Here is a 26221-nt window from a genome sequence, read left to right as displayed (position 1 = left end):
CTAATCCTAGCCACAATGAGTTACTAACATGACACTTAAGCTAAAAAAGATAAAACTAGTCACGGCACTTATGCTTGCTATACCTTTACAAGCATTTTCAGCCGATCTACTCAAAGCTAATACAGATTTTAAAAACAAAGATTATGCGCAAGCAACTACAGCTTATCTTGAAGGTGCTGAGCTAGGCAGCGCTCATGCTTACTATCAATTAGGTGTTATACACTCAATGGGGCTAGGTACACCTAAAGATCCAGTTAATGCGCTAATTTATTTTTACTTAGCTGCGCAACAAAACTACCACAACTCAGCCTCACTCTTGTATAAGATGCTGTCAAATTTAGACACTGAGCAACAACAAAGTATTAAAGCCCTACTAAAAAATTATGAATCTCAGCAAGCAGAGATTCAGGAGAAATATTTTCCCGTTATCAATCAAAATAATTTGGCTTTTAAGGTAACATTTAACGGCAAAGCTGCACTCGAACACAAAGTCTATTCGGAAGATCTACAAACCGATTCAACCTTTGATGAGTTTGATATCAGTAGCGGTGGTTTTGATGATGAAGAAGAAGACAGTACAACTTCTATTATCAGTTCAAAGAGACCTATCCTAATTGTTGAACATGATGTCGGTTCTGATGGCTCAATCCGTAACATACTCGATATTCAAAAACGTGGTGCAACAATTAAATACCGCGAAGCCTATAAACTCTTCCCACTCGCTAAACCAGAGTTTAAAGGTATGCCTGTAGAGTTTATCCACCGTGCTTATATTGGCGCAGCGGTTTATGATGGATTCGATATTCGCGAGGAATATCCAGCTTTACATCGCGAGCTTAGAATGTTGCTAAAAAAAGGAACAGATGATAATACATTAGCTGAGCAATACAATTATGCGATGGCGCTACTAAACTTTCCTTGGTTAGCGACAGAGCCAGACCAAGCTGAGTTAGCATTGAAAAAATTATCAGAAAAGGGCCACCCTAGTGCTATGTACGAATATGGCTTGAAACTCTACCGCGAACAAAAAAACATACCTCAAGCCATTCATTGGATTTCAGAAGCCAGTAAATTTGGATTGGCCAGAGCTGAATACAGATTAGCCAAGATTTTACAGACGAGTCCTTGGGTAATGGCCGATGATAGCAAAGCATTATTTTGGTACGAGTCGGCGATGGAAAAAGGCCACGCGGCATCCACCCTTAGAGCTACCGAGATAAAACTGACTTCAAAAGATCTATCTCTGCGCGATGTAAATGGCGCTATCGAATACCTAGCACAAGTTAAAGACTCGCAAACAGCAAACCCTGAGTATTTCCATTTACTGGCGCTCAGTTATAAAGACAGAAAACAAAGAGATTTTAAACTCGTGGTCGAAAATTTAGAAACCGCTATCAGAATCGCAAACCGAGCTAACTGGGATGTCAGTGAATGGGAAGATTTACTCGCTACACTCACAACCGGTCGCGTTAGTATTACAGAATAATCTATTTAATTTGGTATGCTAATAAACCTGAGATCTGGTTAAGCTAATACCAAATTTGTAGTCTCTAACAATTCAAACTCTTGGGGTGTTAGAGACAGTGAAGGCTTATCTTCCTTCATGCAATAAGCAATTAACCCACCTAATAAATTTAACATAAAGCCATGCATACTGCGGTGTCTAGAATGTTCAATATAAGAAATATTCTTCAATTGGTCATTCACAGTCTCTATGATAAAACGCTTCTTTAATATGGCCCTATCCCATAGAGAGATAAATTTTTTCTTCATATTTTTACGAATCGTTGTGAGCAGCTCAACCCCTTTATCCAGCAGTTCGCCAGACAAAGCTTTACTGATATAGCCTTTGTCTCCATAGAGTTTACCGAATATAGAGTCAGCCATTTCCGCAACAGGCTTACGATCATCAACATTGCCTTTTGTTAATTTTAACGCAACAATTTCACCTAAATGATTGATAATTAAATGTAGTTTAAATCCAAATGACCAGCCCATTGTACCTTTCCCATGCTCAGCCAGTCCCTCGAATACTTTATTTCTTTTGGCCCTGATAATATGACAAACCTCGATTTTGGTTGAATCAACGAATTGAATCCCTGTTGGCTTACCAAGCTTGGAAGTCAAATAGCTACACATAGGAATAACAACGCTTGGCATGACGGCTAAAAACCTTGTATAGCTCAATAATTCGGGAAAGTAACTTTTGAGTTGTCGGCAAACATAATGCAAGTAGTAATTTTTAAAATCGCGATAGTGAGATTGATGGAAATGGATAATGATGGTCATAACTTCAGCAGGGCTTAAACGACAGGCTCTGCGCCGTTTCATTTCACCATTTGAAATCAATATTGTTTGCCATTTTTCAATAAACAATTCGCAGAAATCATCAACATCACAATAGGTTTCAATTAACTTATCCATGCTCGTTCCTTTTTTGTTCTAATCACTCTTGGTCGAATGATCGGATCATGGAACGAGCTTTAAGTTCCTTAAAATTAATACTTTCTTATCCGAAGCTCAGGTTAATAAGATTAGTTTGAGTATTAAACTAGCCGAATCCCAAAAAGATTACATGTTATTTCGGATGGTTGGGGTTTATTTAGCTGGGTTCGCCCCCCTATTTAGCCGGCTAGTTTTTATCATTATTTTTAACCGCTTACTCTGCCTAATCTTGACTAAATCTAGTAGGCGCGAAGCTTGCTCGCGCGTTTTTAAATCTAGCACAAGGGTTTCAATTTGCTTTAAATAGCGTCTAAGTACTCGCGCCAGCAAGCTTGACGCCTACAAAGTATTACAACAGGTCACATTTAAATTAATCAAGCTATCACTTTGAATGCTGAATAAAATTCTTACTGAGATTTATGCAGGTCTTATTGTGATAGGTATTTATTTTTTCATGTTATTTAAAAATAAAACGACTCAAACATAACCGCTTGCTTTACCCAGTCAGCTTGCTCCGTTTACTAGACGTGTAGCTTGAACGCGCGTTTTTAAATCTAGCAAAATGGTTTATATTTACTTTAAATAGCGTCTAAGTTCTCGCGCCAGCAAGCTTGACGCCTATAAAGTGTTACAACAGGTCAGATTTAAATTAATCAAGCTATCACTTTGAATGCTGAATAAAATTCTTACTGAGAATAATGCAAGTCTCATTGCGATAAGTATTTATTTTTCTTGTTATTTCAAAATAAAACGACTCAAACATAACCGCTTGCTTTACTCTATCTAGTCTTGGCTAAATCTATTAGGCGCTAAGCTTGAACGCGCGTTTTTAAATCTAGCACAATGGTTTCAATTTACTTTAAATAGCGTCTAAGTTCTCGCGCCAGCAAGCTTGAAGCCTACAAAGTATTACAACAGGCCACATTTAAATTAATCAAGCTATCACTTTGAATGCTGAATAAAATTCTTACTGAGATTTATGCAGGTCTTATTGTGATAGGTATTTATTTTTTCATGTTATTTAAAAATAAAACGACTCAAACATAACCGCTTGCTTTACCCAGTCAGCTTGCTCCGTTTAGTAGGCGTGAAGCTTGTTGCCAAAAGAGTAATATAACAATGTAGATCAAATGGTCGCAATACAAAATTTAGAAATTAAGTATTGATAATAGTTTGACGTTAAAGCTAAGGTTTAGCTGAAAATAACACATTAGTTATGATTCTTGAGGGCTATGTAATGGAAGAAGTTGAATTTGCAAAAATTGTCGTACCAGCTGTAGTTGGTCTAATATCAGGAGCTGTAGGCTCTTTAGTTGCCCCATGGGTAAATTGGCGAATTGAAAAAAAGCGAAAACAAATCGAATATAAACATTCATTAATAAAAATAGCTCGTGAGAAAATTGATAATGCAGAAACTATTGAAGATATCTTGTCTTCTTCTATCTGGGGCTTTATCGATTCTAATCTAACAAACCAGGAAACATCTTCAATCTCAAGTGGAACTAATTATTTTCAAACGGTAAACGATGGGATGACCCAGCTCCACATGAAAAAACAAGTAATTAGTAAAATGTTAAACCGAGTTGAAAAACAATGGGGCTTATAAAAATCTAACTTAATGTTGAATGACAATAAAATATTATTGAATCATCATGGAAAAAGGAACAACTCGAACCACTGAACGGCTTCTAACGGTTTAGTTTTTGGCTGACAAACGCTTGATCCTTTGACTTCACTTATTCGTATACTACATTTGTATTAATTACTAACACATTCAACATTTTTGTTTTTTAAGGAAAACCAATGAAAATAATTGCAAGCTTATATTTCGTATTGAGCATACAGTTTTGCTTGTTAAATACAGCTGCAGCACAGGTTAACAAATCAGTTTTAGTACCTTTACCATCAGTAGATGATTTTACTGATGGGAAAAACGGATGGGCATTCGGCTTAGGATTAGGTGTTGAATATGAGTCGGCTTACGAAGGCTCTGACGAATTTGGATTAGAAATCCAACCTGCAGGCGCGGTGCAATGGCGCGATGGTGACAATATATATTACTTTGCAGGAGAAGCATTTGGCTGGCGAGGTCTGCGTGCTGATAGCTGGTTATTAGATGCTTTGGTCGGCTTTGAGGAAGGTAGAGCTGAAACCGATTCAGACGATGGGCGACTTGATGGTTTGGGTGATCAAGAAGAAGGCTTTGAACTAGTGTTACAAGCACGTCGCTCTTTTACTTCCGATTGGCGATATTGGCTAGTTAGTCGATTGGTCATAGGAGATGAAGGAAATTTAGGGCTATTTGGGATTGGTCGTCGCTTTGGATCACAATCAGATGGTACAGGATCAGAAATTAATTTAGTTGCGGTTTTTCATGATAGCGAATATGCCAACAAAGGTTTTGGCATAAACCCTAAGCAGTCTGCTGCATCAAGTTTGGTTGAGACTCATTTAAGTGGGGGATTACGTTCATTTGGTATTGACTATAATTACAGACACAAGATTAACAAAAATTGGCAGATATTTGGCGAAGCCCTGTTTGAATATTTCAGTGGTCCAGTCAGAAACAGTCCAATTTCCAGAAGTAATTATGAAACAGAGGTAGGGATTGGTCTCATATACGTTTTTTAGTGCATTATGATTTAATCTACACCTAGATAACAGTTTAAGCACTGGCGCCTACAAGCTTATATAACAAGCCACATTGCGAGGCCTGTTACCTGAAAATGTAAATCTGGTGTAATTTAAGATAAAGCTAACTTTAATCCGAGCCGTCAGAGAAATTAATTCTTATGCCAACGTTTGCAATAAAGCCGTCATTTCTGGACCAGATATCTGTTGTCCATCGACCACTCGATGCTTTAGCAGGCAATAACAACGGGTGATCACCTGTTTGTTTAACATCAGGTAAATTTTCTAAGTTGATGTTTTGTCATTATTCAGGGCAAATTCATACTTATTCTTATAGCTCTAGTATTTAAGTTCGAGTGAAATTTTATATCTAAATGTATTTTTCAGGACGGATATCCAAGCATATATGGATATACTCGCTGCGTTTTTACTGAAATTATTACTCGACATACTAAATTGAATAAAAAACATTCAAGTATGATTTTACCCTGTACCATTATTACTTAATCTTAACTCTGGATAAGAAATTAGCTAATTCAATGAAGTTAGTTAAGTTTTACGTAGCGACTGCATGTCGGCAATCAATTCGTCCAACTTCTTAAACTGGCGACCATATACAATATTTAAATCAAGCTTGTATAACGCATCTGCACTCCGAGCAACAACTAGGATTATCAACGCTATAGTTAAAAGTAAATAATAAGGTACCCCCAAAATTAGGAAATCGGTTGGCCAAGCTGAAACCAGAAGACCAATCATTTTTCTGCCCGCCTCACTCACAATACCCTGCACCGCCATGCCGATAAACAACATAGGGTAAAATACACGATAATAACGGCCATACACGGCAATTGAATCTTGTAACCAAGTGTTAAAACTCATTATGTAATCGTAGCTACTCAGCCCCTTAGACAATTGCAGCGATTTTCTCAGTTCTTTTTTGGCAATTATCACTAAAGGTATCAATAAAACGCATATATAAACACCTAACCAAGGCGCGCCGATTAAACTAAACATCAGCAACATCAACAGACTACCCACAATAATCGCTTTAATGTTTAACGCAAACATATGTTGTAGCTTATCAACAATATTTTGTGATTTACGGTTATACAAGTCGTTTATTTTAGGGGCAACTAGTTGTGTCTCCTTAATAAACCCATCTTTCCACATAGCTTCAATAGACTTACTCATTATTTTCTCTCTCACTTAACCCGCTTGATTTATAAACTGATGTAATCGACTTTTAATTCGAGTAATGCGAACACCTATATTGTTGCTATTACTACCAATAATATCGGCAATTTCGGTGTAGGTTTTTTCTTCCAAATAAAGCAAAATAACCGCTCTGTCGGTTTCCGAAAGATGTTTAATCGCGTTGTACAGCACATTAATTTCATCGCTAACAAATGCTTTGCTGTCGTCGATAACTTCATCAGGCAAGCTGTCCGAAACAATATGCTTATCACCCTTATTACTTTGCTTTAGATAAGTTAAACAAACATTTAGCGATATTCGATAAATCCAAGTAGACCATTGACACTGCTGATTAAAATTGTCTTTGCTACGCCATATTTGTAAACACACCTCTTGATAATAATCTTCAAAATCTTCTTGGCTGTTAGTATAGGCCCGACAAATTTTTATGATAATGCCAGCAAAAGGTAAAATGAATTGTAGATAAAAGTCACTTCCCATAAAAAAGTAATATCCTAAATTATGTTATGACTAGTTAGTGGTTGGACAAGTCAATTTATTACAGGCTAGTTTAAATTTTTATTTTAACCTATAAATAAACTTATTTTTTGGCTTGAATCTAGCGGGGGGTTGCTCTTTAGTTGAGAAAAAGGCTTACGGCTATAGCGTAAGCCCTTAGATTAAATGGAATCTTAAAGAATTAGTGAGCTAATTCTAAAATACCCCAAACTTCAAGATTACTAACAGATACAACAGCATCGCCATTCGCATTGGTCGAAACCGCGACGGTTGAACTTGTTCCATCTGGTAAGTGTAATTTCGCTGAGGTTACTCCTTCAGGAAAATAGCTTGCAGGAATTGCCACTTCAACATTGTTCAGTATTGGTGTTACCCCACCCGCAAACGGACGATTAATCAGGTGTACTACATAAGGTGCCGTTGAGTCTGTTTCATGAATACGAGATACAGCAGACACAGTTTCGTTAGATACACTACCATTAATGCTTACATTAATCTGTAAACCAGCTAAAGAACCGCGTTGACCAATGTGACGAACCTTACTACCTTGTGCATCCAATACTGCTTTTTGCTCAGTCGTTAAGTAGTTTAGATCACCGTCGTAGAAAATATGCTCAAATTTATCAAAATCAGCCTGGCGTGGTACAACAGGATATCCCGCATCACCAAACACTAACATGTCAAAATTGATATTATCTTCAGTTAAAATTTTCACGCTTGATTGAACTTGGTTGCCACCATCAATAAAACCAGCTTTCATTGATGAGAACATAGCGTGAACATAACCAGCTTTCGCGTATGAGGTATAACCATCGAATAAGTTAGCTTGTGCACGGACAAATTGATAGATATCGCGATAGTTATCAGCACCAGGTGACCAAGTAAATACTTCACCACCTACCCACACATTAGCAGGAATAGAGAATAAGCCACCATAAGCATAAGCTTGAGCAACCCAACCACGACCAAATCTAGGCGCATTTTGTAGACGTAATTCATCAAACTCCCACGGATATGGGAAGTAAGCCAAGGTTTTATCAACTGCTTGCGCACCTTTTAAGTGTACAAGAATATTAGTTGGTAATTCTGAAATACTGGTTCTTGCACCTAAATTAAGCTCTCCCGATAAGAAGGTAATATTCTCATTAAATACATAGCCACGTGATTCAAATAGGTGTGTACTGGCACCGATTTCAATATTAGGTCTTTGCTGGCGAATGTAATCTAATACTTCAGCAAATTTTTGGTTCCAAACGTCACGATTAAAGTAGATAAAATCTTCAAGCATTGGAATATTGCCTTCGAGTCTATCTCCTGCATTTGACCATGATGTATGAGTTACACCTGCATCCAGTAAGTGCTGCTTATAGTCAAAGGTAGTAATATCGTTAATACCCATAGCGCTTAGTTCTGCATAGCTGTATTTCTTCGACAACCAAACTCGGAAATTTTCCATCGCATAAGGAGAGAAATCCCCACCAAAGTCACGCATATCAGTTGAACGTGTTGAGTTAGTTTGTGTATCAAACATCAACTTATCCGGGTTCGCTTTTAAGATTTGATCAACCTGTGACTTCATGAAAGGTACAAACGCTGGGCTGTGATTACTTAACCAATTGTTGTTATAACCGTCATGGCTTAAATAGCCCATGAATGTCATACGTACATTACGGCCATCCAAGGTTTGAACATAATGTGGCTGCGGATTAGTCGTAAACTCAGTAAACCAGCCATAACCCCAGTCGAATTCACCGCGTGCAGTATATTCAAACCCTTCACTTTGGAAATCATCAACGACATTAACCGCCCAATCCATGATCACAGTATCATCGTAGAAATCGTGTTCAGGTGGATGTCCCCAGAAGGCACCCGTTGCGCCAAAGTCAGCGTATGGTGTGTCACCGTCAACGACTAGGTTTCGGTTTTGCGGGTAGGTATACCAAACGTCAGATTTTAATACCTTATTGGCTAATGGAATTTCCACTGGTGTTTTTAAATATTGTAAACCAGTTGCAGGCCCTTCGATTTCAGCAACAAGATGTTCGTTTGGATTGTAGACACGAGGTTGTTTGACTGTACTGTCGTTCACTTTAGCTAAACGCACTAAGTCGCCACTCCACTGCCAATCTGACCCACCAACAGCTTCAATATGCAGCGTATGGTTACCAGTGCTTTCTACGACTAAATCACCACCATACAACTCATATTCTGCTGCGATATCCCAGCCACCTGTGCTATCAAAATATCCCCAAGCAAAAGGTTCGCCGTCTATATCAACACGTGCACCATAACTACCACCCGCAGGTGTTGATACAGTAATGAATGCTCTATATGTACCAGCTTCTAAAAATACATTGTGGTATTTACCCCAATCTCCATTGGTAACCCAACCAACGTTTGAATCACCTTTAACAAAGCCATCGTTTGGATCGCTCGCGACTCGGCCAACAGTACCTGTTTCGTCAAAGTCTTCTAGCTGAATATAAATTCCGCCTGGTGGTGGTAAAATTGGATCAACCACAACTTGGCCGCTCGATCTAAACATACTAGGGCTTAAATTACTTGGGTGAACAAAGTTTGTGCCACCGTCAACATCTATACCAAAACCGATGCCACTCACAGCACCACTGCCACCGTCGGCGTTACCAAGTCTTAACTCAAAATTATGCCAACCAGGTGTGAGGCTTAAATCTGGAGTTTGAGACGAGTTTTCCCAGCTATCATTTGAAAGCACGAGTTGACCGTCGATATATAGACGAACGCTATCATCTATATGTTCATAGAAAGAAATATGACCATCTGCGTCATAAATCTCACCACGGAATACTTCAGTAGAGTTTCCTCTAATGTCATCATCGGTCTCGAGTAAATCGGTTGTCACATCATAGTTATCAGGGTTGGCAACATAGCCTTCTTCACCTACAAAGTTAGTTGCGCCATCTACACGACCAAACAATAAACCTTGACCATTGTGATAATAACTATCACCTGGCTCACCACCATTGTCGATCTCACAACCTGACGCATCAACTTGTGTACCCGCTGGTGTATTTGGACATTGGTCTATATTGTTTGTAACGCCATCATTATCGGCATCTAATTGCGACTCACCACAACCTGAATTATTGACCGCTTCACCTGCTGGTGTGTTCGGGCAAAAATCTTGCGAATCTTCTATGCCGTCATTATCTGTATCAGCAAATGTTACTTCACATCCATTTGAGTCTACAGTTGCGCCTGGTGGCGTATTTGGGCACTGGTCGACATTATTTAAAACACCATCATTATCTGTGTCGTTATCAATAATAACTTCACAGCCATCAGCGCCTACCTCTGTACCAGCAACTGTATTAGGACATTGATCGACATTATTTGAAACACCATCATTGTCATCATCTAATTGCGATGCACTACAGCCAGTCACATCTGCAGGTTCACCTATAGGCGTATTTGGACAAGAATCTGAGCTATCCAACACACCATCGTTATCCGCATCTTGTGTAGGCGAGCCATTGCCCCCATCACTACCATCGTCACCGTCTAAGTTAGTGAAAGTTAATGTATCACCAAACCATAACCAACTAAACTCGCCAGTAGAGCTTTGCGCCTGAACTCGTACAGTATGGGTGCCAGCTGCAACATATACAGAACTAGTTAGTTGAAAATCTTCAAAATCGGCTTGATTACCTGTATGAACTGGTACTTCATTAATTTCAGTGCCATCAATAAATAATACGGCGGTTGCATGCGAGGTTTGCCCTGATGCCAACATAGATATGCTGTAGTTGCCAGAAGATGGGAAATTAATACTATAATCCACCCAATCAGTAGTTTGGACACTATCAACAACCGTATGCTTGTCTTGTGGGTAGCCACGCTCACCAATAACCACACCTTGTGCTCTTGAATCATCACTACCAGTTGAATCAAAAGCTTCCATCTGGATGACAAAGGATTCTCCAACCGGATCTGTGCCTCCATTAATTTGACAACCATTATTGTCAACTGTGACACCTGATGGGGTATTAGGGCATAAATCTTGATTATCATAGACGCCGTCATTATCTGCATCACCAACAGGTTCAACGGATGAAACTTGAGTTAACCTAAATGATTCTAAGTTCCATTGCCAAGTTGAGCCTACCGCCAACAAGCGAACAGTCGAAGTACCCACTGGTAATGACACTGTATGAGATGGCGTGAGTGATTGAAAGTCATCCCAGCTACCATAAGGAACAGCAACCGAGCCTTGACTTTGCCATGTACCATTTACATTAACAAGCACTTCTATATTGGGTCCAGATGAAACACTGGTCCCAACAAAATATTCAATATCGTATTCCCCCCCCAGGGCATTGATATTGTAATCAACATAGTCGCCAGCATTAACGAAATTAATCGCGCCTTGACCGTTTACATTATAAATAGTGACAGGGTTTGGTTGCCCATCACTATATGTGCCGCCTGAGTTGGCAAACGATTCTGCTTGTAACACTAGTGTCTCTGCTTGTGCGTGCACGCCAAGTAGCGCAAATGAAATTGCAATACTTGAGTTCAACAGAGAGCGTTTAGTTTTAAACATTTTATTCTCCAATTTTTTATTATGTGATGTAAGTTTTTCTTACACGCGATTAACCTTGTTTAAAACAAGCAGCAGCTTGTCAACAATCGCGCAGCAAAACACTTTGTTAATTGATAACAATATTCAATAAAACAAAAAAACAGGGCGATATTTATTTACCCAATATCGACCCTGTCTCCGATCAATATTGTGAATCTATTGATCTGATACTTTGCACAATTAGACTAGAATAATTTGATCAAAATAACAACAACATCTGGTTAACTACAAGTAAACATAAATATAAAGTGCTGATTTGAAACAATAAAATTATAAAATTGATTACAACAAATTAATTATTGTTTACATTAAACAGTTTAATAAATGGGGTTAGAGTTAGAGATATCCCTTAAATATCATCTAAAAATGTCAGGTATTAGAATGATTTGGGGTCGGGAAAGATTAACTAGTTTTTAATCTCAACATTTTGCCTAACTCTAAGAGCGAGCTATCCCTTCAGGTTTATTCATAATCATGCTCGGCATATGCCTACTCAAGCAGAGCTACTGACAGAATTTAATTCTACAAATAAATTTCATCTAGCCATTCACAATAAATAAACTATTAATTTCAACCACTTAAAATCAAAACAAATACCAAATAACAAGCTTTTTAATCTAAATAGATGAATTTATGTTCACTTTGCATACGTATTCAAGTTGCCAATCCATCCGTTAATTCGGTATTAATAAATGCAACTTAAATGTTACAAAAATGTTTTAATTAACTTTAAGAATACACTAATACATAATAAAAAAAGGGAAAAAAAATGAACAAAAAAATTAAACTTGCGACTAAGGGGGCACTTGCCGCAGCCGTTTTATCAACTACTTATTCAAACACAGCGCAAGCTGATGTAATGCTACATGCCTTTAACTGGCAGTACGACTCTGTTACTGAGCGAGCAGATGAAATTGCTAGCTTGGGTTATAAATCAGTTTTAGTATCGCCTCCCTATTTATCCAACCCGAATAGTGCTTGGTGGGCACGTTACCAGCCACTAGACTATCGAATTTTATTAGGCCCATTAGGTAATAAGCAAGATTTTATAGACATGAGCAACGCATTAGAAGCGCGAGGCGTTAACTTATATGTTGATGTGATTTTTAACCATATGGCCAATATGGGTATGGCTAAAGGACAAGAGGAATACCCAGGATTTAATGTAAACACCTCAGAGTATAACGCTAATAAGTTATACGGCGATTTATCCAGCGGCTTGTTTGGGCCGGGTGATTTTCACGATGGTGCCAATGCAAATTGCATTTCAGATTGGGGAAACTGGTGGGATTCAACTTGGAATCGATTATGCGGCGCTGCACCCGATGTTGGCCTACCCGATTTACGCGGAGAAGCAACTGATGGTACTGGCGATTGGATACGCACCAATCAAATTGCTTACTTAGAAGCATTAAAAGCTTTGGGAGTTGATGGCTTCCGTATTGATGCAGTTAAACATATGAAATGGGAACATTTAAACTGGGTATTTAATTCAGATGTATTAGATGGAATCCATGTATTCTCTGAAATTATTTCGCACAGTAACGCAGACGACAGCACTTATTTACAACCCTATTTAGATAATACAGATGTGCGCATGGGAGCATACGATTTCCGTTTATTCAATGAAATTGACCACGCGTTAGATCCGGGCGGCAGCTTTAACGCTTTATCTCAACCCAATACATTACCAAACGACAGAGCTGTAACTTTTGTTATTACACACGACATGCCACAAAATGATGGATTCAATGGTTTTTTGTTCTCCGAAACTGATGAAAAGTTAGCCTATGCTTACATTCTGGGGCGTGATGGCGGGGTTCCATTGGTTTATACAGATAATAACGAAACCACCAAATTTAATGCTCGCTGGGTAGATGCATACAAAAATAACGACTTAACTAGCATGGTTAATTTCCACAACACAGTGCAAGGCACAACAATGGAAATTTTGTCGTCTGATGCATGCGCCATTTACTTCCGCCGCGGTAATGCAGGCTTAGTGGGTATCAATAAATGTGGCAATGCAGTAAGCCACTCTATTAGCACAACAGGGTTAAATATTGGTAGCTATACAGACCAAATTTCTGGTAGTAATTTAACTATTAATGGCTCAAGTCAAAGTATCACTATTCCTGCACGCTCAGCTCGTATGTGGTTAGGCGGCGGTACTCCTCCACCTCCATCGACTTGGTATTTTAGCGGCACTGCTAATAACTGGGGTGCAGATGAAATGACTCAAGAAGGAAGCGTCTATAAGATCACTAAATCTTTCGATGCAGGAGATGCGAATGGTGGGCCTCGCTTTAAAGTTCGTGATTCAAACACTAGCTGGGACAACAACTGTCCAACTGCAGATTTCACTGTGAATGCAAATACAACTTATACCATTACTTTTGATCCAGACGTTGCTAACTGTGAAGGCTTGTCTGTGAAAGAAGAAGTCGTATCTGGTGGCACATGCCCTGTTGAATTCAGTTGTCAAAGCGGTAATACCAACATTGGTGACAGTGTTTATGTTGTAGGCAGTATCAGCCAAATCGGTAGCTGGAATACAACCGATGCAGTTAAGTTGAATTCAACTAACTACCCTAATTGGCGAGGGGTAATTAGTTTACCGAAAAACACTCAAGTTTCATGGAAATGTATTGTTCGCCAAGAAGATTCGCCATTTACTGTCCGTCAGTGGGAGCAAGATCCAAACAATAGTTTTAACACAGGCAATTGTGATTTAAATGAAGCGCAAGGTGGTTTTTAGCTATTCATATTTTTACGGGTTAGCAAAGATATGAGTTAATATTAAATTACAGACAGATTACCCAGTAGAATTTAGACTGGTAACTTGCTATAAAAAAATCCGATGAATAATATCCATCGGATTTTTATTTTTTAGTCAAAAAAGTGATTTAGCAAATCGAATTGAACTTTATTTCAGGCTCATATCGATTTTTAGCTCATTTGTCATCACATAATAAAAGTCGCTTAAGCTTTTTGGCGAGACCTAGCTAAGCCTGCTAAAGCAAGACCAAATATAGCGAGCGTTGATGGCTCAGGCACTTCACTTGCGACAATGTTAACTGAATGACTAAGGCTAAACTCTGTCTCCTCAAAGCCATACCAGTCATATAAACCGAACTCAGAAACATTAAAACTAAAACTGCCAAGATCATTAGCAATAAAACTTAATGTGCCTAAATCAAGAACAGTGTCTGTCGCAGCAAAAGGGGCTTCTAAGCCATAAGTACTTAAACTATAAGTCCACTCATCAAAAATCGCATCATAGTCAGTAAAGGCAAATGGGTCAGCATTTGCGTATTGTGCAGGAAGTGACTCAATATCAAAACTTGCTGTATCTTCTGAGAAGGTAAAATAAGTTAAGGCATCAAAGTTCATATCTAGCAAGCCACCCAAAGGTACACCAGCATCATAACTTAAATTAATATTAATGGTGTCACCAATCTCGTAAGTACTGGCATCGGAATCTAGCATTAACCCTGCGTTACTTTGGAAACTAAACAGGCTTAACATTGACAACATATATAATTTTTTCATTTTACTATTCCTAATCTATTATTCAGCACAACGACTACGTGTACATAAGCTTCTTAATTTACTGACATCACTTCTGTGAACTCTGCCGTCACCATTAAAGTCAAATTCTGGTCTGTGCATTTCAGGGTTACGCATAGCACGAACAAAATAAGCAATATCTTTACGGTCAACGTCATTATCACCATCGAAATCACCTAATACGCCGTAAACAGGATCATTTGGAAAGTCGTCAATCGCGTCATCAACACCATCGTTGTCGTCATCAGGGTCTGATGAGTCGGCAATTCCATCTAAATCGAAATCACCTTCAATCGTTATTGGCGAATTTGTTTGTAGACTTTGTACACCATTAGCTGTCGTACCAAAGCGTGCAGTCAGTACGTAATAGTTACCAGCAGCCAGTTTGTCTGATGCAGTTAAACCAGTTAATGAGATACTCGCTGTCGAAATACCATTTTGCATTTCAATAATGCTAGTATCAGTGACAGTTACTTCATTAACGATCTGGTTACCTGAAGTCATTTCAACAAGTTGATATTGCATACCTGAGAATTGATCTGTGACTAAATTATCTGAACCCGCTTCAAAGTAAGTTGTTACATTTAATTGACCACCAACAATGTAATTAGTTGATGTATACAAACTTGCATCATCAAGACTAATTGAAGGTTCAACCGTTATTTCAGCTTGCTCTTCCACTAACTCAGTAAATGTCACTGTATCACCAAACCACATCCAACCATTACCGCCAGCCGTTGTTGCTTCAATTCTAACGGTGTGAGTACCAGCAGTGATATAAGTCGCATCAGTTAATTCAAAACTGTCAAATACGCCCTGGTTACCAGTGAATACTGGAACTTCTTTTATACGTTCAGCATCAATATATAACGCAGCTTGTGAATTAGCATTCGAACTTGAAGCGACCATTTCTATACGGTAGAAACCACTTGTTGGAAAGTCGATGTAATAATCTACCCAATCACCATTTTGATTACTGTCGGTAACAGTACGACGGTCTGTAGGTGTACCTCTTTCACCCACTGTTACACCAGCAACTCGGCCACCTGTTTCATCAAATGCTTCAGCTTGAATAGTAAATGAAGCGCCATCAACTAGATCATTAGAATCAACAGGTTCTTCTGGTGTAGCTGGCTCTTCTGGCTCAGTCGGTTGCTCAGGCTCTTCTGGCTCAATCGTCGTTTCACCAATCATAATTGGAGAAACACTGGCTAAGATTTGCGTACTGCCATCTGATGATTTAAAACGAGCCGTTAAGTTATAATAATGGCCTTCGTTTAATTCGGCTGAGGTTGGTAACGCACCTTGAGTCGGATGCACTAAAGGCATACTCAGATTAACCATGCCATTTTGCTGATTTATCACACTGGATTCACCTGAAACGACACGTTTAACTTGCGAACCATCCGCACGTAACTCTTGTAAGATAACGATTAAACCACTCGTCACGCCACCAAATGAACTTTCTACTACCGTATTTCCTGTACCCGCATTAAATCCAATGCTTAGGTCCATTGAACTCCCTTTGCCATACACTGTGTTTAAATGTTTACTAACGTTATCTAAACTTATTGACGGCTCTGATGGGACTTCTGGCTCTGTCGGTTCTTCTGGATCTGTTGGCTCTTCTGGTGTTAATTCGGTAACAACCTTAATTGGGCTAACACCGGCAATTTTATAAGTTTCGCCATCCGTTGAATCGAATGCCGCAAATAAGAAGTAAAAATTACCTGCTGGTAAATCTGCTGACGGAGTTAAATCAACCAGCGACAGTGTAGCTGTTGCTGTGCCTGATACTTCACCGATTGCGCTTGCGTCATAAGCTAATACATCATTTACCAAGCCCCAAGTTGACGTCATTTCTCGTAAGAAAAACTTAACACCACCTTGTCCTGAACTAACCGTTTGATTAACACCCGCATCATAGTTAGCAGTTACGGTTAGACTTTCACCAACTACATATTCCGTCGTTAAATATTTACTATTATCATCTAACGCTAATGAACCCGTTGCTGGTCCTTCAGGCACTTCTGGCTCTGCCGGCTGTTCAATACTTGGTGCAAGATCTGGTGATAAAGTGCTAATTAAAATGAAAGTCATTTTATCTGCATTCCACTGCCATTTAGCATCTGCACCAATACTTTCAATTCGAATCGTATGCGTACCCGCTGTCGCAATCACTAAGTTATTACTAATCACGTTACTTTGCATTAGGTCCCAATCGCCTGTCGTGGCAACGTCGCCACTGCCTGCTGATTCACCGTTTACAAAGACTTCAGCACCATTGACTGCGGCAGTTGGTGTACCTGCATCTAATACTAAGCGATAAACACCCGCTTGCGCGAAATTCACTTGATATTCAGCCCAATCACCCGTTTGGTTATTGTTGATACCAACCGCACTGCTATCGAAACCAGCAAATGCGCCGCCTGTGTCAGTTAATGTCTCAGCTTCAATAACAAAACCTGATGTTGGAACCGATTCAGATTCCATCACGTTAACGATAATACTGGCTTGAAAACCACCATCGTTTGTCGTCGCTGTGATAGTCGTCGCACCTGGAGATGCACCCGTAATTAAACCATTCACATCCACTGTGGCAATTGTGTAGTTGTCTGTTTTCCAGGTAATTTTGCTATCCGTTGCATTCGCAGGGATAAGGTTAGCTTGTGCTTGGTAGCTGCCTGGTAAAACAATTACCGCGTTTGAGGTCATTTCAATCGAAGAAACAGCAATAGTCGTTACTTCTATGCTAGCAACATCGCTGACATCACCATCTACTGTCTTAACGGTAATGTCTGCTAAGCCCGCACCCACTGCAGTCACAACCCCTTTACTATCTACGGTTGCAACCGCTTCATTTGATGATGACCAAATTACTTTTTTAATCGTCGCGTTTAACGGTTCAATTTGAACACTTAACGCCAGTGTTTCGTTTAACGCTAAGGTTGCACTACTAATGTCAAGTTCAACATGGGTTGGCTGTACCGTTGTTACGTTAACAACATGGTCTGTGATTAACACGCCTTCTTCTGTACTTGCTGTAATCGTCGCTGTGCCCGGTCCTGTACCGGTAACTAAACCATTTTGGTCAACAGCTGCAACTAAGACATTTGAGCTTGTCCAATGTACGGATTTATTGCTGGTGTTGGCAGGTAAAACTGTCGCCGTTAATGCAATGGTATTTTTATATAAAACTTCACTTTCACCAGAGATAGTTAAATCACTTGCCGTAATACAAGGGTCACATGCTTGAACTTGGCTTCTTGGGATCGCTTGCTCTGTTTCCCAAGTCGATAAACTAATCGCCGTAAATGTACGAGCAGAGGCAACCGACGCTGTGATCACATTGTTTTCTTGTAAGTAGTCTAACGGTACCGGAATTTCAATTAAGTTTAATGAAACACTGCCCTCATCCACTTCTGGTCCCATATAATCGTAGTGCTCTGTCATAACACCACTCGCATTTGGGTTAACTTGAGTTGGTACTGCTAAGGTATGACCGTTAATTGTAAAGGTATTATTGTTAGGTTTGGCTGCATGGAAAGGATAAAATTCAGCTGCAATTCTTAATGTGGCTTCACCATTAGTCGGCACAACAACCCCATTAATATTACCTGTCATGGTATTACCCGTAATTCTGTGTACTTGGCCTTTTGCGGCTAAGCCTTTACCAGCACCGGATAAACTCTCACCATAGTATTTTTTCTCTTGCATGGTTGAAGTGATTGAGACATCGTCATTATATTCAACATCTAAGATGATGGTCGAGCCTGGCTCTAACGTCACAGATTCTGGTAAATGAGTCAGTGTCGCCTGCGCTAAAATTGGACGACCTAAGTTAGTCGGGCTTAAGCCTTCGGCTAAGTATGAGTGCTTAATTTTAACACTTTTAACTGTGTTACCATTGGCGCCCATAAATGCTAAATCAACTGGAATATCGTACCATTCCAAGTTATTTAGAATCAGATAGGTGTGATTACCGTCTACATAAGCGTCTACTTGCACATCTGGATCGCTCGAATGCGTATCAACACGCGTACCTTTTACGTCAGACCATAATTCATACCATTGAATTTTATCCGTTACATACCACTCGGCGTCATCATAATCTTCAGATAATGCTTCGTCAGTATGCATTAATGCCGCTTCATAGCGGATAGCTTCGCCATCAGGCCCCGTCAACAGTCCCCATTTACCTTTAATTGGTGCAAATGGCATTGATTTTACGACTTGAGCTGGACGTCTTAATATTTGCATAAACATTTGGTTAAACGTTCTTAAGTGTAACCAATCTGAATAGCGATAATCGTTAGCTAAAAATTCTAGTTTGCCATGTTTAGATGCAATCGCGCCATATTCTGAAATCACCCAAGGTTTAAGATTGTCAGCACCATTAACTTGTGCGTCATACCATTCAACCATATCTAAAATCGCTTCGGTTTTCATACCGCGACGGAATGTACTACCTTGACGTGGGTTGTCACCTAAGTGCGCCCAGTCATACAAATGCAGTGAGTAAAAATCCATGTTTTCACCAGAAGCATCCATAAATCCTTTCCAGATCGCATCCCACTGGAAATAGGCATCATCTTGCGTTGCCCAGTATTCTGAACTGGTTACGTTTTGTAAAAAGTCTTCTAGTTCTCCTGGTTCATAGGAGTATCGATTACGAACTGCTCTTTCTTGTGTTGGGAATCGCTCAGACAAATCAGGCTTTTCTAAATCGTGTAAACCCCATGTCATGCCGCCGACGAGTGGGCGTTGGCCTTCCGGTAGTTTTGCTTTAATTTCTTGAGCGACTAAATTGTGGTATTCAAAGAGTTGCTCAAAACTCGACATCACAAAAGTTCGGCCTACGTTAATATCCATATCGGGTTCGTTAATCACTTCCCAATATTTTGGCATTAACACACCGCTTGTTTCGCCGTCTTTACGGAAGAATTGATCGATATATTCACCAACCCACTCTGCGCCATGATCAATTCGTCTTAAAACATATTGACCTGCATCATCATCTTTACCCGCTAAATCTTTTGGCCAATACGATTGTGTTGGGAAAGGGCCATGCGGCGTGATACCCATAATCATTTCGTCACTACGCGCTTCATATGCACGAACCGATTCCGGTAAATTATCGTACATGTTTTCTTTGTGCCATTGACCAAAGTTCGTTAAATCGGCAATGTGCGGTTTTCCTGGGTTTTCTGGATCTTGTGCAGTTGCTTTAAATATCCAAGATGCCATACCGTTATCACGACCAAAATAAACATCAAGTTCGTTCATTAAGTAATTCATGGTCTCAGCTTCACCCTGCCAATCTGTCTCGGTCAAGGCTGAGTGAACAGTGATATGTTTTTTTCGATTAAAGTCCGATACACCTTTAACTTCATGCTTGGTGTCTAAGTTAATATCAACTTTAACTGGGGCGGATATCGCACTTGCGGTCACAAACCCTAAGCTCGCCAGGATGGCGATCCGGTTTATGTTTTTCACTCCATTTTTTTTCATGTCATTGAACCTATATATTTTTTGTTTATTGATATGTAAGAAATGTTGCCAATCAACTTAACGACTAATGGATAATTCACATATTTCTTACAGCACCGCTGTTATGCGGATCACAACCAGTCCATTTGGTTAATTGTCAACATAATCAATGAAAACAGTAAACTGATCAAGTAAAATTTATTTACAATTAATCAACCTTTTACATCAAACTAAACATTTCACCAATAAAATACATAATATCAACAACTTAATTTTTTGGTTTTTTTAAAAAAAAATATAAACCCACAGTTATTGTTAACAGTTAAATATACAAAATGAAATCGGTTTACACTTATTTTAATTAATTTCACTTATTTTTTTAAAAAATTAAAGCTCGTATGATGAACTGTCCAATCTGAAATAGCTGATACAGGCAGGCAAATCTACAAGGAGAAACGTTATATTGATTTAGCTCTAAAAGAGCGTTTCTAAGGTTAAAGAGGCATTTATCCAGGGATTATACGAATCTATTTTGGCTTTTATTGATTCAGCTTAAGCCATGCATTCAGTGCTTAATTTATATTATTTTGGGGAATTAACGCGACAACAGCCAGACAAGAATAGAAGCAAGCAAGAGTAAGATATAGAAGGCTAATCAGGGATCCAAATTTATGTCTGATTAGCAATACCCCATCACATCAGCTTAGTTACCGTATCGCGTATAATGAGTTCAGGAAAGAATTCATTTAGCTGAGGTTTGAATACCTCTTGATTTTCTCGTTCAGCTATTTTAATCAAAGCTAAAGATAGTTCACTTGCTCTGATCGCCATTGATTCAATTGGACAGTTAATCGTGGTTAAATTCGGAGAACTAAGCGTCGAAAACATAGAATTGTTATAGCCTATGATGGAGATTTCTGTGGGAATCGTAATGCCTTGCTCTTGCATAAACGCCTGTGCACCATAAGCCATAGCATCATTAAAACAGAGTACAGCGGTAAATTTTTGGCCACTTGCAAGTAAGTTACAAGCAGCAGCTCTCCCACCCTCAATCGTTGACTCATTGATTTCAATCAGGCTATTGATGGGGTTAATCTGATTATATTCCAACACCGCTAGCGCACTGGCTATACGATTATTAACACTTGCTGTACAGCAATGACTCGATATGACAGCGATTTGTTTATGGCCTTGATCAACTAAATGCTGGGCCATCAATTGCCCGCCCATCTCATCGTTTAACCAAACACATCGGTGCGCTAAAGGCTTTATATACCTATGTAATAGGACTAAACCCGGTATTTTGTCGGCGAGTTTAATTAAGCTTTCGTCATCTAACGCCACACTGTGCAGAACAATGGATTGGTACCTATGTTCTAACATGGTTTCAATTGCGGCAAGTTCTTTATTTTTATCGAATGTAGATGAATTTAATACTAATTGTACCTTGTGTTCGCTAGCCACTTTTTCGATACCGTGCGCAAGTGAAGCAAAAAATGGGTTTAATAAGTTAGGAATAATCAGTCCAATTACATTTTTAGCTTTTTCGTTAACTGCTTGCGCATTGGCGTTTGGGTAATAACCCATATCGATAATAATTTTTTTAACTTTTTCACGCGTATCTGCACCCACACCAGGTTTATTGTTAATAACACGAGAGATAATAGCAGCAGATACGCCAGCAGCTTGAGCAACCTCTTTGATCGTCGGCATAATAAACCTCTGTAAATTAACTGTTGTTATTAGGATTAACCGGCCGAGTTGATGCCCGCCTAATTAAACTCGGTTGATATTGATAGCCTTGTGAATTTGTTTCTTTTTTCTGACTGAGTGCCAATGCCATTTCAGTGGCTTTTTCAGCCATAATATCAATCGGGTATTTAATCGTAGTTAGCTTAGGTGAACAATATTGGGCATAAATTAAATCATCAAATCCGATAACCGAGACATCATCAGGTACATTTAATCCACAGGCTTTCAATTGTGCAATTGCGCCCAATGCCATTTGATCGTTAAAACATAATAACGCAGTGAAGCGAATCTTGTTATCAAGTAAATGAGCAAGTGCAGCACGTCCTCCTGCGTAATCATTTTGGGCGCAGATAATGGCATTATCTGCCAAACTTAACCCCTGATTAGACATTTCATGTTTAATACCCGAAATACGTAAATTAGCATCATGAGCACGATTATCAGAAGTAATAACCGCAATGTCTTGGTGACCCAGAGAGGCAATATATTCTGCCATAAGCTGACCACCTTTAAAGTTATCAAAGCCAATACAATGTGATTTAATTGCTGGAATAAATTTATTAATTAACACAAAACCTGAGATGGAATTTGCCAGTGTAATTAAACTTTCATCATCTAAGGCTTTGCTGTTCACTATCATAGCGTCACAGCGTTCTGATCTTAAATTATTAATGGCTTGTCGCTCTTTTTCAGCCTCAGATGAACCTGTACTAATCAGCACTTTGATTCCTTTCCGACTTGCAGCCAGCTCTATTGAGTGCGCCATCATAGCAAAGAAAGGATCGGCTAATTCAGATAACACAACACCTATGGTTTTAGTTGATTTTTTAACAAGAGCACGGGCGTTGGCATTCGGTACAAATCCAAGTTGCTGAACTGCATCTTCGACTTTTTTACGTGTTTTATCACTAACTTTTGCGGCGTCATTGAGTACGCGTGATACTGTGGCCGGTGAAACACCGGCAAGTTTGGCGACGTCTTTAATGTTAAACATAGAGTGCTAATTCGATTTTTTGAATCCTACGACTTTAAGCATGTCATGAGTTTGGTTAACAGTAAAGTATATACGACCATCACAGAACCATTCCCTGAAAATATTTTTCATAGCTGGCAAATTAGATGGGTATTTCTACTCCCTCCTTAACTAAATAGATTAATAAATAGTGCTTCTTTAGTCGAAAGAACCCATGGCAGCGTCTAGCTGCATGGGTTCTGGTGTTAGCTAATTTATTGGGCTAGCAATAATATCTAACTCTGTCATCGACCAAGGTTGTTGCGAGCTGCCATTGGTTAAAACAAAACGTATAAACTTAGCTTTGTGGCCTAAGGCCTGAAGTTGATAATGGTTAGCAAACTTGATTCTGCTATCAACTTTGCTCCAGTTTTTACCATCTAGTGAAAGCTCTAAATCAAACGCCTTAGCACACTGCCAACTAAATTTACGACAATCCATATCTATGCGGCTTATTTGATAAGTTTGCGGTAATTCAACTTGTAGCCACATACCAATAGCTTGGTTAGCGTCACTTGTCCATCGGCGCCAATCCATTTTTCCATCGACCAAAGCTTCAAAGTTTTTTGCATTATGACTTGAACTAAACTTCCACTGTTTTTTATTAGTTAGTTTTTGTCCAAATTTTTGGTTTAATTCATCGACCGACCAAGGTGTTTTTCGATTCTCTAATTTGCGTATCTCTGCCACTTGTTCTGGCATTACAGCTGCAGATTTGTTGCCAAAACTATTGCGAATATAAGTGAGAACATCTGCAATATACTGATCGTCGTTTGACGCAAGCGACATCATAGTCATCCCCAAATAGTTTTTACCTTCAATGTCACCAACTAAGCCTTGCAATACAATTCTGCCTAAAATAGACACATCACCATTTACCCTAGCATTGTTAGCGAAAGAAGGTGCAATTAACCCAGTCCCTGCCGCTGTACCTGTTCCATCTTCTCCATGACAATCAGCACACAAAGAGGAAAAATGTTGCTTTCCGCGCTGCATAGATTCGGCAAATGCTTTATTGCCTTTAGCCAATTCAGCTTGAGCTCGCTCACCTTTAATTAAGTAATCCATTGCTTGCGCAATTGAAGTGATACCTTCGTGATTTACGAATTTATTTTTGGCAAGAGTTACAAACTCACCTCGAATTGAATCACTGACATCAAGATAATAAATAGAGAGAAGAATTTGTTCAGCCAGTTCAATGTCGGCACTGTTAAGCAATTTTCGCCATATGTTAATTATGCTTTGATCTTGATTAGAGAACAATTGTTCAGATATTCGAACCGCTGCAGCTCGTACATTTTCATCTTTATCAGAAAAAGCTTTAGTTAATAGGCCAAGTTCAACTACACCTAAACCTTCAAGTGTCCATAAAGCATGTAGTCTAGCAGTTGCGCTGCTATGCTCTAACAGCATGTGTTTAAGTGCGGGAATAGCTGATTTTTCTTTGTTTAGTACCAGTAATTTTTGAGCGTTTATACGCCACCAATGATTTCCATGGGCTAAATACTCAACCAATTGGTTAGGCGTTTTAGCATACAGATTTGGCTTTTCACCCAAATTTACACCTGGTTTGGTTACTCGATAAATACGGCCACCGCCAATAATTTTATCTAAGCCATACTCTTCGATAACAGATCGTAAATATGAACCTTCTTTTGTCCAGTTCCCTTCTTGAATGATACCTCGATACATATCAACTAAATACAAAGTGCCGTCAGGGCCTGTTTCACTCCACACCGGCCGAAAAGACGAATCGGTTGAAGCAATAAATTCTTTTTGCTGCGCTTGGTAAGGGTGAGAAATAACCGAGTAACCATTTTCACGGCGAATTTGAGCACGCCTAACTAAATTACCGACAGGCTCGGGTAAAATATAATCGCCGTTTAACTCAGGTAATTTATCTCCTAAATAAATGCTTTGACCGGCGACACCAGTAAAATGATTAAGCGTATTGTCATCTCGCAATCTTGGCTTTCCACCTTGCACATCGGGTATGGTTTCAATTGGAAACACTTCGTTAAAGCCATTTGCGATTTCTCCAGCTATTGGAATTGCGCCATATACACTTGGAAATTGGAAACTAAATGCTGGCTTTTCAGAACCAGCAGCTGAATAATAAAAGCGGCCAACTGCATCTTGCGCTAAGCCCCACTGCCCTCCACCATAGCGAATGTTTTGTGAAATAACTTTATCACCATCTACTTTATAACGGCGATTGGTATAGGTAACATACAACCAGTTGTCTATTCCCCAGATTAAGCCACTAGGTTGATGCTCTAGATTACCACCACGTTTACCACCTTTATAAACAGTGGTGCGTTTATCCGCGACACCATCACCGTTTAAATCTTCCAACAATAACAAATCGAAAGTGTTGGTTTCACGCGCTAAAATCTTACCGTCTTGCAGTGGTAATATCATTCTGGGTAATAAAAGCTCATCGGCGAATATTGTGGCTTTATCCATAACACCATCGTTATCAGTATCTTCCAGACGTTTTATCCGACTGACAGGCTTCATTTGTCCTGTTCCATCAATGTCCTGCATGTACGTCAACATTTCAGCTACATACATTCTACCTTGGCCATCAAAACTTAATAATACTGGTTCTTCAACCATAGGTTCATGTGCAACCAGTTCCATTTTATAACCATCTTGAATTTGCATGGTCGCTAAAGATTCATCCGGTGACAAAGCTATTAGCTGTTTTTCAGCGATTGCAACTTGGCTTATAGCCCCAACTAAAACCGACATAGCAGTCGTGAATATTTTTGTTTTTATCTTCATTAGATCACCTAATTTCTGTCACACATATAAAAGACCAAACACATTTAGTGATTTTGTAAGTTAATTAGCGGTGTAACTAGAGTAGGATTCGTAGCTCAACAACCAAGAAAACACCAAATAAACTCACAAAACCCAACTAAAACATCATTTTGACTCAATAATTCAAATCATTTTAGACAATTCGCTTTACAAAGCAA

13 protein-coding genes are annotated in these 26221 nt (G+C 39.2%); 4 read left to right on the top strand and 9 right to left on the bottom strand.

The features are described 5' to 3' along the window. Positions 1 to 28 precede the first annotated feature (28 nt). Positions 29 to 1486 (top strand): tetratricopeptide repeat protein, encoded by a 1458-nt coding sequence (locus XM47_RS01885; RefSeq protein WP_077066431.1) that lies wholly within the window; start codon positions 29 to 31, stop codon positions 1484 to 1486. A 38-nt stretch (positions 1487 to 1524) separates the two neighbouring features. On the opposite strand, the gene XM47_RS01880 is transcribed toward XM47_RS01885, so the two are convergent. Further along, positions 1525 to 2424 carry an IS982 family transposase gene (locus XM47_RS01880; protein ID WP_048688760.1) on the bottom strand — a complete coding sequence of 300 codons (900 nt, stop codon included), beginning with the start codon at positions 2422 to 2424 and terminating at the stop codon, positions 1525 to 1527. Between the two features lie 1258 nt (positions 2425 to 3682). Here XM47_RS01880 and XM47_RS01875 point away from each other — a divergent pair. Both XM47_RS01875 and XM47_RS01870 read left to right on the top strand, forming a co-directional pair. Further along, entirely contained in the window at positions 3683 to 4051 is a 369-nt protein-coding gene (locus XM47_RS01875; protein ID WP_048688757.1) for a hypothetical protein, read from the top strand. Positions 4052 to 4248: 197 nt separating this feature from the next. After that, positions 4249 to 5076 (top strand): MipA/OmpV family protein, encoded by an 828-nt coding sequence (locus XM47_RS01870; protein ID WP_048688756.1) that lies wholly within the window; start codon positions 4249 to 4251, stop codon positions 5074 to 5076. A gap of 549 nt (positions 5077 to 5625) precedes the next feature. Here the strand turns inward: XM47_RS01870 and XM47_RS01865 are convergent. From XM47_RS01865 to XM47_RS19240, 3 genes are all read right to left on the bottom strand, one after another. Further along, positions 5626 to 6270: a hypothetical protein gene (locus XM47_RS01865; protein ID WP_048689213.1), complete on the bottom strand. Its 645-nt coding sequence runs from the start codon at positions 6268 to 6270 to the stop codon at positions 5626 to 5628. A 15-nt stretch (positions 6271 to 6285) separates the two neighbouring features. Continuing rightward, positions 6286 to 6774: a sigma-70 family RNA polymerase sigma factor gene (locus XM47_RS01860; protein WP_048688754.1), complete on the bottom strand. Its 489-nt coding sequence runs from the start codon at positions 6772 to 6774 to the stop codon at positions 6286 to 6288. Positions 6775 to 6973: 199 nt separating this feature from the next. Then, a complete protein-coding gene (locus XM47_RS19240; RefSeq protein ID WP_048688751.1) occupies positions 6974 to 11374 on the bottom strand; it encodes a carbohydrate-binding protein in 4401 nt (1466 codons plus the stop codon). Between the two features lie 808 nt (positions 11375 to 12182). On the opposite strand from XM47_RS19240, the gene XM47_RS01850 reads away from it, so the two are divergent. Then, entirely contained in the window at positions 12183 to 14171 is a 1989-nt protein-coding gene (locus XM47_RS01850; protein WP_048688747.1) for a carbohydrate-binding module family 20 domain-containing protein, read from the top strand. A gap of 224 nt (positions 14172 to 14395) precedes the next feature. Here XM47_RS01850 and XM47_RS01845 read toward each other — a convergent pair whose 3' ends face one another. From XM47_RS01845 to XM47_RS01825, 5 genes are all read right to left on the bottom strand, one after another. Further along, positions 14396 to 14965, bottom strand: a complete 570-nt coding sequence (locus XM47_RS01845; RefSeq protein WP_048688744.1) for a PEP-CTERM sorting domain-containing protein — start codon at positions 14963 to 14965, stop codon at positions 14396 to 14398. 18 nt (positions 14966 to 14983) lie between these two features. Further along, a complete protein-coding gene (locus tag XM47_RS01840; RefSeq protein ID WP_048688741.1) occupies positions 14984 to 20494 on the bottom strand; it encodes an Ig-like domain-containing protein in 5511 nt (1836 codons plus the stop codon). Positions 20495 to 21166: 672 nt separating this feature from the next. Further along, on the bottom strand, positions 21167 to 22186 hold the full coding sequence (locus XM47_RS01835; RefSeq protein ID WP_048688738.1) for a LacI family DNA-binding transcriptional regulator: 1020 nt from the start codon (positions 22184 to 22186) through the stop codon (positions 21167 to 21169). A 16-nt stretch (positions 22187 to 22202) separates the two neighbouring features. Next, entirely contained in the window at positions 22203 to 23219 is a 1017-nt protein-coding gene (locus tag XM47_RS01830) for a LacI family DNA-binding transcriptional regulator (RefSeq protein ID WP_048688736.1), read from the bottom strand. Positions 23220 to 23447: 228 nt separating this feature from the next. Beyond that, the gene (locus tag XM47_RS01825; RefSeq protein ID WP_053084493.1) at positions 23448 to 26024 is read right to left on the bottom strand and encodes a DUF7133 domain-containing protein; all 2577 of its coding nucleotides are present in this window, start codon (positions 26022 to 26024) and stop codon (positions 23448 to 23450) included. Positions 26025 to 26221 lie beyond the last annotated feature (197 nt).

Origin of the sequence: Catenovulum maritimum, from assembly GCF_001050375.1 — a bacterium.
Classification (GTDB): Bacteria; Pseudomonadota; Gammaproteobacteria; order Enterobacterales; family Alteromonadaceae; genus Catenovulum; species Catenovulum maritimum.
The sequence above is the reverse complement of the archived record's forward strand: the minus strand, read 5'-3'. Positions and strand labels throughout refer to the sequence as shown.

Excerpts from the sequence above, each read along its gene's own strand:
- XM47_RS01830 (WP_048688736.1), bottom strand. The coding sequence starts at position 23,219 with ATGTTTAACATTAAAGACGTCGCCAAACTTGCCGGTGTTTCACCGGCC.
- XM47_RS01865 (WP_048689213.1), bottom strand. The coding sequence starts at position 6,270 with ATGAGTAAGTCTATTGAAGCTATGTGGAAAGATGGGTTTATTAAGGAG.
- XM47_RS01885 (WP_077066431.1), top strand. The coding sequence starts at position 29 with ATGACACTTAAGCTAAAAAAGATAAAACTAGTCACGGCACTTATGCTT.
- XM47_RS01850 (WP_048688747.1), top strand. The coding sequence starts at position 12,183 with ATGAACAAAAAAATTAAACTTGCGACTAAGGGGGCACTTGCCGCAGCC.
- XM47_RS19240 (WP_048688751.1), bottom strand. The coding sequence starts at position 11,374 with ATGTTTAAAACTAAACGCTCTCTGTTGAACTCAAGTATTGCAATTTCA.
- XM47_RS01835 (WP_048688738.1), bottom strand. The coding sequence starts at position 22,186 with ATGCCGACGATCAAAGAGGTTGCTCAAGCTGCTGGCGTATCTGCTGCT.
- XM47_RS01840 (WP_048688741.1), bottom strand. The coding sequence starts at position 20,494 with ATGAAAAAAAATGGAGTGAAAAACATAAACCGGATCGCCATCCTGGCG.
- XM47_RS01825 (WP_053084493.1), bottom strand. The coding sequence starts at position 26,024 with ATGAAGATAAAAACAAAAATATTCACGACTGCTATGTCGGTTTTAGTT.
- XM47_RS01875 (WP_048688757.1), top strand. The coding sequence starts at position 3,683 with ATGGAAGAAGTTGAATTTGCAAAAATTGTCGTACCAGCTGTAGTTGGT.
- XM47_RS01870 (WP_048688756.1), top strand. The coding sequence starts at position 4,249 with ATGAAAATAATTGCAAGCTTATATTTCGTATTGAGCATACAGTTTTGC.
- XM47_RS01845 (WP_048688744.1), bottom strand. The coding sequence starts at position 14,965 with ATGAAAAAATTATATATGTTGTCAATGTTAAGCCTGTTTAGTTTCCAA.
- XM47_RS01880 (WP_048688760.1), bottom strand. The coding sequence starts at position 2,424 with ATGGATAAGTTAATTGAAACCTATTGTGATGTTGATGATTTCTGCGAA.
- XM47_RS01860 (WP_048688754.1), bottom strand. The coding sequence starts at position 6,774 with ATGGGAAGTGACTTTTATCTACAATTCATTTTACCTTTTGCTGGCATT.